General features: G+C 57.6%; 12 protein-coding genes. 8 read left to right on the plus strand and 4 right to left on the minus strand.

Annotation, left to right across the window (positions count from 1 at the left end; translation table 11 throughout):
- The first annotated feature begins 164 nt into the window (after positions 1-164).
- The 8 genes from flbT to OU694_RS06050 all read left to right on the plus strand — a co-directional run bounded on the left by flbT (position 165) and on the right by OU694_RS06050 (position 7,089).
- Positions 165-569, plus strand: a complete 405-nt coding sequence (flbT, locus tag OU694_RS06015; RefSeq protein WP_308910077.1) for a flagellar biosynthesis repressor FlbT — start codon at positions 165-167, stop codon at positions 567-569.
- Between the two features lie 18 nt (positions 570-587).
- The gene (flaF, locus tag OU694_RS06020; protein WP_308910078.1) at positions 588-998 is read left to right on the plus strand and encodes a flagellar biosynthesis regulator FlaF; all 411 of its coding nucleotides are present in this window, start codon (positions 588-590) and stop codon (positions 996-998) included.
- A gap of 300 nt (positions 999-1,298) precedes the next feature.
- A complete protein-coding gene (locus OU694_RS06025) occupies positions 1,299-2,126 on the plus strand; it encodes a flagellin (RefSeq protein WP_308910079.1) in 828 nt (275 codons plus the stop codon).
- A 248-nt stretch (positions 2,127-2,374) separates the two neighbouring features.
- Positions 2,375-3,214 carry a flagellin gene (locus OU694_RS06030; protein WP_373460263.1) on the plus strand — a complete coding sequence of 280 codons (840 nt, stop codon included), beginning with the start codon at positions 2,375-2,377 and terminating at the stop codon, positions 3,212-3,214.
- A 269-nt stretch (positions 3,215-3,483) separates the two neighbouring features.
- On the plus strand, positions 3,484-4,311 hold the full coding sequence (locus OU694_RS06035) for a flagellin (protein WP_308910081.1): 828 nt from the start codon (positions 3,484-3,486) through the stop codon (positions 4,309-4,311).
- Positions 4,312-4,411: 100 nt separating this feature from the next.
- Positions 4,412-4,840, plus strand: a complete 429-nt coding sequence (locus OU694_RS06040; protein ID WP_308910082.1) for a flagellar protein FlaG — start codon at positions 4,412-4,414, stop codon at positions 4,838-4,840.
- Positions 4,841-5,052: 212 nt separating this feature from the next.
- The gene (locus tag OU694_RS06045) at positions 5,053-5,904 is read left to right on the plus strand and encodes an AAA family ATPase (protein ID WP_308910083.1); all 852 of its coding nucleotides are present in this window, start codon (positions 5,053-5,055) and stop codon (positions 5,902-5,904) included.
- A 9-nt stretch (positions 5,905-5,913) separates the two neighbouring features.
- The gene (locus OU694_RS06050) at positions 5,914-7,089 is read left to right on the plus strand and encodes a vWA domain-containing protein (RefSeq protein ID WP_308910084.1); all 1,176 of its coding nucleotides are present in this window, start codon (positions 5,914-5,916) and stop codon (positions 7,087-7,089) included.
- A 2-nt stretch (positions 7,090-7,091) separates the two neighbouring features.
- Here OU694_RS06050 and OU694_RS06055 read toward each other — a convergent pair whose 3' ends face one another.
- From OU694_RS06055 to OU694_RS06070, 4 genes are all read right to left on the minus strand, one after another.
- Positions 7,092-8,276: a glycosyltransferase family protein gene (locus tag OU694_RS06055; protein ID WP_308910085.1), complete on the minus strand. Its 1,185-nt coding sequence runs from the start codon at positions 8,274-8,276 to the stop codon at positions 7,092-7,094.
- 4 nt (positions 8,277-8,280) lie between these two features.
- Positions 8,281-9,039 (minus strand): glycosyltransferase family 2 protein, encoded by a 759-nt coding sequence (locus OU694_RS06060; RefSeq protein WP_308910086.1) that lies wholly within the window; start codon positions 9,037-9,039, stop codon positions 8,281-8,283.
- 8 nt (positions 9,040-9,047) lie between these two features.
- Entirely contained in the window at positions 9,048-10,706 is a 1,659-nt protein-coding gene (locus OU694_RS06065; protein ID WP_308910087.1) for a phosphotransferase, read from the minus strand.
- A gap of 149 nt (positions 10,707-10,855) precedes the next feature.
- Complete coding sequence (locus OU694_RS06070; protein ID WP_308910088.1) at positions 10,856-11,350, minus strand: energy transducer TonB; 495 nt, start codon at positions 11,348-11,350, stop codon at positions 10,856-10,858.
- Positions 11,351-11,521: the final 171 nt, after the last annotated feature.

Here is an 11,521-nt window from a genome sequence, read left to right on the forward strand (position 1 = left end):
TCCGTTTCGAAACACACCGCCGGGCGAGCCACCGCCCACTTGGCACATTTATAGCAATAATCTTGCCAGCCATGCCAGCGCGCGACATCCTGATTTGCGCTCAACCCTTTTGATGCTAAAAGGAAAAGCGCATCAAACAAAGCACAAGCTGCGGGAGGAATATAATGGCGCTGAAATTGTCGCTGCGTCCTGAGGAAAAGCTGGTCATCAATGGCGCCGTCATCGCCAACGGTGACCGCCGCGCCAACCTCATCGTCCATAACAAGGCGTCGATCCTGCGTGAAAAGGACATCATGCAGCAGGAAGAGGCAAACACGCCCGCCCGCCGCATCTATTTCCCGATCATGCTGATGTATATGGATCCCGCCAGCTCGACCCAATATTATGACGAGTTCGTCCTCAGGATGACCGAATTCATGGGAGCGGTTTCGACCCCCGAGGTGCTCGATATGTGCGTCGAAGTTAGTAAAGCGGTAATGGATCGCAACTATTATAAGGCGCTCGTACAATGCAAAAAACTGCTGAAATTCGAAGCAGAACGGCTGAATCTAAGCTATAGTGACGAGTAGAAGGAACCCTAAGGCCAGATGTCATACCAGGCTTACCAGAAAACCCAGGCATCCGCCGAGAAGCCCAGCCAGACAGAATACCGCCTGTTTGCCGAGGTGACCCGGTCCCTTATGGATGTCAGGGAGCTGACGCCACCAGACACCAAGCTCGCGGCGGCCCTCGATTGGAACCGCCGTCTGTGGTCCGTTCTCGCCACCGATTGCGGCGCCGAAGGCAACCAGTTGCCGCAGCAACTGCGCGCCGCGATCATCTCCCTTTCCATCTGGGTTTCCAAACACTCGTCGCTCGTCATGCGCGGCCGTGAAAAAGTCGACGATCTGATCAATATCAATCGCACGATCATGGAAGGCCTGGCAGCCCAGGCGGCCCATGCCCCGACGCCTGCGACTCCCCCCGCACAACCGACGCCGACATCTCACAACGTTTGAGGCTTCTCCGGGCCGGCATTAGCCTATCCCGGCAAAATATTCCGCATTTTAATCAAAGTTGATCGGCATTTTCTGCCCAATAGGCATTTTCTGCCCATATTTTTGTTAACATTTTCACCGCCGGCGCGCCCTTCCAACAGCTCGTTATCTCCAATCTGACTGCCGGTTTGATGCCGCGCGAAAATGGTTAACAAACGCTCTGGCACGCGGATTGCTTAGGGTTATTCGAGCGCAGAAGTGCTCAGTGAGCAAAATGCTCACAGGTAAAAACCGAACTTATCTCAGAATGGAGATTGTAAAATGGCGTTTTCCGTCAATACCAATGCGGGCGCATTCGCCGCCCTGCAAAACCTCAATGTCACCACCAAAAAGCTGAACACCACGCAGACCCAGATCAACACGGGCCTGAAGGTCGGCTCTTCCAAAGACAATGCTGCTATCTTCGCTATCGCGCAGAAACTGCGTGGTAACGTGGCTGGCCTCAATGCCGTTAAGGGCTCGCTCGACCGCGCTCTCTCGACCCTTGACGTTGCCATATCGGCTGGTGAAGCCGTGTCTGACCTTCTCATCGAGATGAAAGAGAAGGCCGTGGCCGCCAAGGACCCGGGCCTCGACAGCTCCAGCCGGACGTCGCTCAATGACGACTTCGCCCAGCTGCGCGATCAGATCACCTCGATCGTCAACAACGCCACCTTCAACGGCACCAACGCCGTGAAAGCCGGCGGTGACGCAATTGTTGCTATCACCGATGAAACCGGTACCTCGGACAACCAGATCACCGTTGCAGCACAGGATCTGTCGCTGCAGGGCCTCGGTCTGGATTCGGATACGGTCATCAGTGGCACGACCGAAGCCAGCTCGGCCGTGGATCTGATTGAATCGGCTATTGATACCGTCAACACTTCCCTGTCGACCCTCGGTGCAGGCTCGAAGCGTCTGGAACTCCAGAAAGACTTCACGACCAAACTTTCGGACGCCATCGAGGTCGGTATCGGCAACCTTGTGGACGCGGATCTCGCCAAAACAAGTGCCCAGTTGCAGTCGTTGCAGGTCAAGCAGCAGCTCGGGCTGCAGGCATTGTCGATTGCCAACCAGGCTCCGTCGACCGTGCTGGGTCTCTTCCAGTAAGCGACTTCTCACCTGCAACAAGTTTCCAAAGGGGCCCTTCGAGGCCCCTTTTCGTTTGCCCCATGAAGCTCTCAAATCACGGCAACTTTCGCCCCGTCGACAGGCAATTCCTGCCGCGCCCCGGCGCCTGAATCCGAACACAATCCAAATATATCAATATTATCAATTGATTAGCACTGGCACGCCCATTGCTGACTGTCTCCTTCGAGCAAAAGGCTCTTATCAGCTTTCCAGAATGGAGAACGGCCATGACTTTCTCAGTCAACACGAATGAAGGTGCCCTGAAGGCGCTGCAGAACCTGAACAAGACGAACATGAAGCTTCAAACGGTGCAAACACAGATCAACACCGGCCTCAAGGTGGCTTCGACCAAGGACAATGCCGCAACGTGGGCAATCGCCCAGATCCTGCGCGCAGATGTCTCGGGTCTCAATGCCGCACGAGGATCGATCGATCGCGCCCTTTCCACGCTTGATGTTGCCGTTTCGGCGGGCGAAGCAGTGTCGGACCTGCTGATTGAAATGAAAGAGAAAGCGGTCGCGGCCAAAGACCCCGGCATTGACAGTGCCAGCCGTACGGCACTGAACAATGATTTCGTCCAACTGCGCGATCAAATCCAGGCGATCGTGCGGACGGCCGAATTCAACGGCATCAATGCGGTCGGGGGGCCGTCTCCAGCTGCCATCACAGCCATCACGGACTCGACTGGCTCTTCTGACAATCAGATCACCGTCGCCGCCCAGGACATGTCCCTTGGCGGCACGATCGTTACCGTAGCATCCGATGCCACCATGACCTCGGCAGCGGAAGCATCATCCACGTTGAACCTGATCGAGGCTTCCCTCGATAACGTCAACGCGGCCCTGTCGCGCCTCGGTGCCGGCGCCAAGCGTCTCGAACTCCAGAAGGCCTTTACGGCCAAACTGTCGGACGCGCTTGAAGTCGGCATCGGCAACCTGGTGGATGCCGACATGGCAAAAGCCAGTGCAACGCTACAGGCGGTACAGGTCAAACAGCAGCTTGGTCTTCAGGCATTGTCCATTGCCAACCAGGCGCCGGGCTCGATCATTTCGTTGTTCCAAGGCTAAAACGCCTGCCGGTCGGGCCGAGGCCCGACCGGCACAAATTGCCGATTGATGGGCATTTATGTCCTCAAATTCAGAAAGTCGGCAATTTTTGCCCATAGAAATGCCTTCCGAAGTAGTCGCGGTATTTCCACTTTTATCCATTGAAAACACCGGCTTAGGGCTTCCTTTGCCGGCGTATCCATTTGGCATATGACTTGCTTATATCTCAGCGGGATAAAATATCCCTGGGCAAGAAAGCCCAACAACAACTCCAAAATGGAGAAAGCAAAATGGCTTTTTCGGTAAACACCAATGGCGGCGCCTTCCTGGCTCTGCAAAACCTCAATAAGACTTCGTCGAGCCTTGAGACGACCCAGGGCCGCATCAACACCGGCCTCAAAGTAGGCTCTTCCAAAGACAATGCTGCCATCTTCTCTATCGCGCAGAAACTGCGTGGTAACGTGGCTGGCCTCAATGCCGTTAAGGGCTCGCTCGACCGCGCCCTTTCGACCCTTGACGTTGCCATCTCGGCTGGTGAAGCCGTGTCTGACCTTCTCATCGAGATGAAAGAGAAGGCCGTGGCCGCCAAGGACCCGGGTCTCGACGCTGACAGCCGGACGTCGCTCAACGACGACTTCGCCCAGCTCCGCGACCAGATCACCTCGATCGTCAACAACGCCGAGTTCAACGGCACCAACGCCGTGAAATCGGGTGGTGACAGCATCTCGGCGATCACCGACGAAACCGGTACCTCGGACAACCAGATCACCGTTGCCGCACAAGACCTGTCGCTGACCGGCCTTGGTCTGGCTTCCGACACCTCGATCAGTGCTGCCGCTGATGCAAGCTCGGCAGTAGACCTGATTGAATCGGCCATCGACACCGTGAACACCGCCCTGTCGACCCTCGGTGCGGGTTCGAAGCGTCTGGAACTCCAGAAAGACTTCACGACCAAACTGTCGGATGCGATCGAAGTCGGTATCGGTAACCTGGTGGATGCGGATCTCGCCAAAGAGTCGGCGAACTTGCAGGCCCTGCAGGTCAAGCAGCAGCTTGGTCTCCAGGCACTGTCGATCGCCAACCAGGCTCCGTCGACCGTACTGGGCCTCTTCCAGTAACAGGAACTCGGGCGAGCCGGTACGCCGGCTCGCCCCCTTCCTGGAGGCACAGATAATGGTTAAACGGAGAGGAGATCGATTGAGCGGTTGGAGCTAAACGATGACAACAATTGACAGCATCGTTGGCGGTAACCAAGGTCAGACCCTGCGAACCGCCGACAAAAAGGCAGGAGGATCTGAGGGCACCGAACGATTCGCCCCGCCCGTAAACTCGGGCGAGACGGACAGTGCAGTTTCCCAGTTCGTTCAGCGACTTGATACAAAGGAAGCCGAAAGCGCCGAAGAGGCTGAAAAGAAGGATCCCCTTCAGAAAGCCAGCAAAACGCTCGAAAGCTTCATTCCGGATGAGGAGTTCATTCCGAACACCCGCCTCCGGATCAACCGTGACGACACGACCGGTCTGTTTGTTTACCAGAGCGTAGACAATGATTCCGGTGAAGTGCGCCGGCAGTTTCCGGCAGAAGATATCCTTAAGTTCCTTTCCTACTATCGGGAACTTGAAGGACTGGCTGTCGACGATAAAGCCTGATTGCATTGCCGACTTTCCGGCAAGCCGTATTTCGGCGATGCAATCGAGCCTGATGTTCCGATTATCCTGGCCACCCGGACCTGATGGGGTGCTGCCGGGTTTTTGCGTTATTGGCCTTTTACCTATTCATATTTGACGGCTTGAATTCGTGCCTGCTGCAGCCTAATCCTTGTAGATAGGAAGGTACCCTAACAACAGGACGGACAAGACGCATGAAATTCACCGGCACCGATACCTATGTGGCGACGGACGACCTGAAGATCGCCGTCAACGCAGCCGCAACCCTGAAACGCCCCCTGCTGATCAAGGGCGAGCCCGGAACAGGCAAGACGGTGCTGGCAGAGGAAGTAGCACGGTCATTCGATACCGAACTGATCGAATGGCACATCAAATCCACCACCAAGGCGCAGCAGGGCCTCTATGAATATGATGCAGTTTCGCGCCTGCGCGACAGCCAGCTCGGCGACGAGCGGGTGAAGGATATCCGCAACTATATCAAGCGCGGCAAGCTTTGGGAGGCCTTCACGGCCGGCGGCACACCTGTTCTCCTCATCGACGAGATCGACAAGGCAGATATCGAGTTCCCGAACGACCTGCTCCTCGAGCTCGACCGGATGGAATTCCATGTCTATGAAACCGGCGAAACAGTGAAGGCGAAGGAACGCCCCATCGTCATCATCACCTCGAACAACGAGAAGGAATTGCCCGACGCTTTCCTGCGCCGTTGCTTCTTCCACTATATCAAATTCCCTGAACGCGAGACGATGCTTGATATCGTCGCTGTCCATTATCCGAATATCCAGAAAGACCTGGTGCGCGAGGCGCTGAATATCTTCTATGACATGCGTGAAGTGCCTGGCCTCAAGAAGAAGCCTTCGACAAGCGAGCTTCTGGACTGGCTGAAGCTCCTGATGGCGGAAGAACTGCCGCTCGAGGTGCTGCAGTCACGCGACCCGAACAAGCTGGTGCCGCCGCTGCATGGCGCGCTTTTGAAAAACGAACAGGACGTGCATCTGTTCGAGCGTCTCGCCTTCATGAACCGCAGGCAGCAGCAGAAAGGCTGACGAACGCCGATGTTCATCGATTTCTTCTATGCGCTGAGGGACGCCCGCCTGCCGGTCAGCATCAAGGAGTATCTGACCCTCCTTGAAGCGCTGAAAGCCGGCTGCGCGAGCTACAAGGTGGATGACTTCTACTATCTCTCGCGCGCCGCCTTCATCAAGGACGAGAAGAATCTGGACAAGTTCGATCGTGTCTTCGCCAAGGTCTTCGAAGGCATCGAATTCATCGCCGATGACCCGTCCGCCGACATCCCCGAGGAATGGCTTCGTAAAATGGCGGAGCTGTACCTGACGCCCGAGGAAATGGCAGAGATCGAAGCCCTTGGTGACTGGGACGAGATCATGGAGACGCTGAAAAAGCGGCTGGAGGAACAGAAGGAACGCCACGAAGGCGGCAACAAATGGATCGGCACGGGCGGGAAAAGCCCCTTCGGCGCCTATGGCTACAATCCGGCCGGTGTGCGGATCGGCCAGAAGGAAGGCCGCCACGGCCGCGCCATAAAGGTATGGGACAAGCGCGAATACCGGAACCTTGATGACAGCGTGGAGCTTGGCACCCGCAACATCAAGGTAGCCCTCAGGAAACTGCGCCAGTTCGCCCGCACGGGCGAGCCCGAAGTACTGGATATCGACAACACGATCCGCGCCACCGCCCATAAGGGTTATCTGGACCTGAAGATGATCCCCGAGCGGCACAATGCCGTCAAGGTCCTGATATTCTTCGATATCGGCGGCTCAATGGACAGCCACATCCGGGTCTGCGAGGAGCTATTCTCGGCCGCCCGCACCGAATTCAAGCATCTGGAATTCTTCTATTTCCACAATTGCCTCTACGAGCGTGTGTGGAAAGACAACCGCCGCCGCCACAACGAATATCTCTCGACCATGGACGTGCTGCATACCTACCCTCACGATTACAAGGTGATCTTCGTGGGCGATGCCTCGATGAGCCCCTATGAAATCCTCTACCCCGGCGGATCGGTGGAGCACTGGAACGAGGAATCGGGCGAGGTCTGGATGCGGCGGCTGCTGGACGTTTATTCCAAAGCCATCTGGCTCAATCCCATCCCGGAAACGCACTGGGGTTACAGTCAGTCGACCGAAATCATGAAAAACCTGATGGAAGGCCGCATGTTCCCTCTGACCATCGCCGGTATCGATGGCGCTATCAAGGAACTGAAGCGCTAGGGTTAGGCCCCGACCTTCATCCCTTCGGCAATCTTCAGGATTTCCTGCAAGCGGTTCTGCCAGCTGTTTTCGGCTTCGGTCTTCGCACGGCCTGCCGCAGCAATGGCATGCATCTTCTCAGGGCTCGCCAGCAATTCTTCCGCCTTCACCGCAACAGTATTCGTCGGCACCCATTCAAAAAGTGCGATATCGCTGCCATCCGTAAAGTGTGCCTGATACCAGCTTGATACGTCGGACAACACCGCGGCACCCGCCATCTGGGCCGCGAACACACGCTCGTGGGCGCCCGCCACGAAGTTGGTGTTGGTGTTCAGCACAATGCGGGTGCGCTTCAGGTTTTCAAGGGTTTCCTCAAACGTTCCCTCCCCGCCATAGGTGAAGCTTTTGAAACGGTAGAGATGCTTTTCCCATCCCTTGCCATAAAGATGCACCGGTGCCCCGGCCTTGGCGAGGGCGACAAGCGCCTCCCAGCGTCGTGTCGAATGAACTTGTGCCGACAGAAGGAAGGAAAAGGTCAGGAGCTTGTTGTAAACTTGGCGATCCACATCCCCATAGATCGAAATCATCGCCGCCTCGAGCGCACCTTCGACCGGCATCATATTATGCGCCATGGCGATATCGAAAGTGGCGTCCAGCAGCTTTCCGACCGGCGTGCCATTGTGCTGCGCCCAGCGCTTCGCCTTGTGATCGTGCCATGTACCGGTGAACAGCATAGGGATATCGCGGCGCGCCATGAATTCATCGGCACTTGCGTCAACCGGCGGTGGGGTCTTCACGTTGCCGCCGGGCGGGATCAGCGCCAATGCACCCGCCTTGCCAGGCATCATCATCTCAACCCACCTGACGTGACTGCCATCCAGGAAAGTCAGGATCTGATCCTTGGTTGCCGCCGCAACGCGCGGCTGCTGGGCCGCCGGATGATCGACAAACATCACACAGTGGGGGCAACCAGCCACCTCAGCCATCGACTTGCCCTCAAACCGCAGATCACCCCCGATGTTCTGGGTCAGAATCAACGCATTGTCACCGCCGAGCAGGCCCCAGAAACCCGCTTTCACGCCCTCGTCCGTCAGATCGAGCACCACCGGCTTATAGCCCAGCGCCGATGCTGCTTCCGCCGCCTGGTCGATATGCAGCCGCAGCGATCCATACTGGGATTGGCCCTTTAGGAAGATGATCTGTTTCATGGACTTAAGTTTTTCCCTTGATCTGCAGGTCCTGGATAACGGCGGGCGGCTCGCGCCCCGCTTCGAAGCTCACGTCGGCTGGCACGCCAAGGCACCGTACGGCATCAAGCGGCAAATCATCAATGAAGACATCGTGCCCCTGTGCGATCAGCCAGTTGTAAACGGGCGCCACATAGGTTTCGCCTTTCTCGGTTGCACCGCCCCCGTAAGTGCCGGCAACCGCAGCCTTGAACAGGTGGAAGGACGCAAAATAGTAAAGACCGATCGTTGCATGATCCGATATCCGGGTCTTTTCGCGCACTTCCAAAGCCTTGCCGGTGGCGTCCGCCTTCACAAAGCTCCAGCTTTCGCCAGCGGCTGGAAAACAGGGTATCCACCCCTGCCCGCGCACCCTTGACGGGTCAAGCGATGCGGGTTCGGTGAAGGTATCGATATTATAGATCAGGACAGGCTGGTCCGTCTCCTGATGCGGGGCGGTAAGAAGTGCACTGTCGGCCTGCCCCCTGGTTGGTGCATCAAGTTCCACAAGGATGGGCGCTGGCACACCAATCGCTGTTGCACGGGCCAAAATCCAGTCACCAGCACCGTCGGCTCGCCGCACGATAAAAACTGTGCGAGTGACATACGGAAAGAAGCGCGACAAGGAAACAAGCGACCAGTCGAACAGCGGCACGCCGTGCACCGGAATCTGGTATTTGGGCACATCATAGCCCGCATCGCGGAAGCGGTTGCCGAACCCGGCCATGGTGATGATGATCTGCATGCGCCCCCCTACTTGAAATATGGGGCAGCCAGAAGCAATCCCCGCGCCAGCAGGGCCTTCTGGGCTTCCGGCCGGTCGCCATGCAGCGGCAGCATGGAAAGGAACAGAAGGGCCTCAATGAGCCTCACCTGACGCATATAATCATCGGGGAACCGCGCCAGCCAGCCTGCGAACAGGTCTTTCACCACCTGCTGGCTGCGGCTGATCGCCGGCGTAAGGGTTATATCATCGCCTTCCTCGCTGAAACGATACAGTCCCGCGATGATATGGTCATAGTCGCCCTCGATACTGTGGCACAGCTTGGCGAGATCGTATCGAGGATCACCAGTCAATGACTGCTGCCCGAAGCTGCCACGGGGATCGATCAGCCGGACGATCCCGTGACGCGGGTCAAACAGGATGTTCGACAGGCAGAAATCACCGTGGATGATCGAGAAATAGGCGGCAATCAGCAGGTCGTTCGCTTCCACAACAGCGGCCAGTTCCCGCCGCACACGAGCAAGTCCCGGGCACGCCACACCATTGATTAGCACCCCCTCGCCGGCCATCGCGCCGAAGCGGGATAGATCGCCAAGCGCATCAAGCCGGTCGAGTGTCTTGGCGAGATACATGTCTGTCAGGTCATCAGCCATCTCGGCGTCGCTCAGGTCCGGGCGGCGCTTGCCCATCAGCACCAGCGTTTTATCAAGGGCATGGATCACGCGCTGCCAGAAGGCAGGCGCCACATCACCGAACAGGTAAAGGTCATTAAGCGCTGGGTAGCTGTAGTATTCCATCGCGACACTCGGCCGCGTGGCTTTCATGTCCGCTTCGAAAATCCGGGGTGCCAGAAACTGCAGGTCCGCCGGCAGGTCGCTGTACCAGGCGATTTCGCGGCGAAACTTTTCGGCGTTCGCGCTTGATTTCACCAAGATGCCGCGCGTTTCATCCAGCGCCACATCGTTAAACTCGCGCGCCCCGAAGCCCAGCCGTCGCCGCGTGGCATAATAGGTATCCAGATGCCCGAAATCATACCAGTCCTTCGGCTGCACCAGCGCACGGGATGATGCAGGCTGCCCGTTGAACCAGGCGATGAAGGCCCGGTAGAAGGGATCAAGCGCCTGCCCCGCCGGCAACCTGAGTTCGTCTGCCAGGTGCCTGAAGAAGCCATGCACGTCACCGATCCGGAAAACACCGCAAAAGGCAAGCGCGTCGCCGTGCCACGCGCTGTCCTCAAACTTCTCGGTCACCTTCACGATGCGGCCTTCGTCATCGGAAGCCAGCTGGGTCCAGCGGAAGGGATCAGCCACCCGGTCAACAAAGCAGATATTCGGCACTTCGGGATTGTCGGTCAGGAGCGTATCCGAGAAAGCGACAATCATGTCGCTCACATCGTCCGGCACCTGCTCCATCAGCACGGAGATCGTCTCGCCAAGGCTTGATGTTTCACCAACATCGACAAGGTCAACGCCGTCGTATCCCATCAGGTCGGCATAGGCCCTGATCCGCTCGCCCCCTTCATGGATGCCAACAAGCACCCGGTAGCCGCGATCCAGATACAGGCGGACGATATAATCGAAGGCGGGCCGTCCACCGACCGGCAACATGGCGGCAGGCATCGGGCCGAATTCGACCTGCAGCTCCAGCGGCGCAAGCTTCGCAGCCGGGATCAGCGCCACTTTCGTCACGCTGTTGTGCTCCGCTTTTCCTGAAAGATCATAGACTTGCCCCTGCGATCACCCGCTTTGGCAAGCTTAGCGCCCGCTTATCCCTGCGCCAAGGCCGAAAAGCAAAAGGGCCGCATCAAGCGGCCCTTTCCAAATGGATTGGAGTTTGATCAGCGGCCGACAGCCGTATCCAGGATCTGGATGCTGGCGCGCGCACCCGCCGGGGCAGCGTCTGCCAGTTCTTCGCCGGTCACCGTGCCCTGACGTTCACGCATACGGAGTTCGCCGTAAGACGAGACAAGCGCATATTCAAGCTTCAGGGCAAAGCTCATCTCGTCACCAGCGTAGCTCGCCGGAATCGCCGGAAAGTCGGCGCGTTTCGCCACCCGCTTTGCCGCTGCATTGAACACCGACTGGCGCGACTTCTTGATAAAGCCGGTATCCACCACCTCGCCGTCGCGGTTGATGGTGACCCGCATGACCGCCGCACCGCTCAGATTATCGCGGATCGCGCGGGCCGGGTAAACCATCACGTCATCGACTGCCTCGGCCGCACCGCCGGCCCAGCCTTTGAGAGCCGCCTTGTCGGTTGCCATGGCATTCGTGCCAAAGGCCCCGGACACGAGCGCTGCCGCGAGCGCCCCTTTGATGATCAGTTTATTCATTTCGTTTCTCCTCGCTTCTTGAAGCCGCCACTGCCGGGCGGTAGGGTCACGCTATCAAGCCAGGGCCGCATCCGACCATCGCAGGCGACGAACCGTTCATCGCCTGCGACTTGTCGCTAAACCTTCAATCGAAGGATTTATGCTGGGCGCCTGAATTTGTGGCAAAGGGAG

This window comes from Pseudokordiimonas caeni, from assembly GCF_026719705.1.
GTDB classification, from domain to species: Bacteria; Pseudomonadota; Alphaproteobacteria; order Sphingomonadales; family Kordiimonadaceae; genus Gimibacter; species Gimibacter caeni.

What these genes read in the sequence shown, in the direction of transcription:
- OU694_RS06045 (WP_308910083.1), top strand. Translation starts at nt 5,053, where the DNA reads ATGAAATTCACCGGCACCGATACCTATGTGGCGACGGACGACCTGAAG.
- flaF (WP_308910078.1), top strand. Translation starts at nt 588, where the DNA reads ATGTCATACCAGGCTTACCAGAAAACCCAGGCATCCGCCGAGAAGCCC.
- OU694_RS06070 (WP_308910088.1), bottom strand. Translation starts at nt 11,350, where the DNA reads ATGAATAAACTGATCATCAAAGGGGCGCTCGCGGCAGCGCTCGTGTCC.
- OU694_RS06055 (WP_308910085.1), bottom strand. Translation starts at nt 8,276, where the DNA reads ATGAAACAGATCATCTTCCTAAAGGGCCAATCCCAGTATGGATCGCTG.
- OU694_RS06025 (WP_308910079.1), top strand. Translation starts at nt 1,299, where the DNA reads ATGGCGTTTTCCGTCAATACCAATGCGGGCGCATTCGCCGCCCTGCAA.
- OU694_RS06050 (WP_308910084.1), top strand. Translation starts at nt 5,914, where the DNA reads ATGTTCATCGATTTCTTCTATGCGCTGAGGGACGCCCGCCTGCCGGTC.
- flbT (WP_308910077.1), top strand. Translation starts at nt 165, where the DNA reads ATGGCGCTGAAATTGTCGCTGCGTCCTGAGGAAAAGCTGGTCATCAAT.
- OU694_RS06030 (WP_373460263.1), top strand. Translation starts at nt 2,375, where the DNA reads ATGACTTTCTCAGTCAACACGAATGAAGGTGCCCTGAAGGCGCTGCAG.
- OU694_RS06035 (WP_308910081.1), top strand. Translation starts at nt 3,484, where the DNA reads ATGGCTTTTTCGGTAAACACCAATGGCGGCGCCTTCCTGGCTCTGCAA.
- OU694_RS06040 (WP_308910082.1), top strand. Translation starts at nt 4,412, where the DNA reads ATGACAACAATTGACAGCATCGTTGGCGGTAACCAAGGTCAGACCCTG.
- OU694_RS06060 (WP_308910086.1), bottom strand. Translation starts at nt 9,039, where the DNA reads ATGCAGATCATCATCACCATGGCCGGGTTCGGCAACCGCTTCCGCGAT.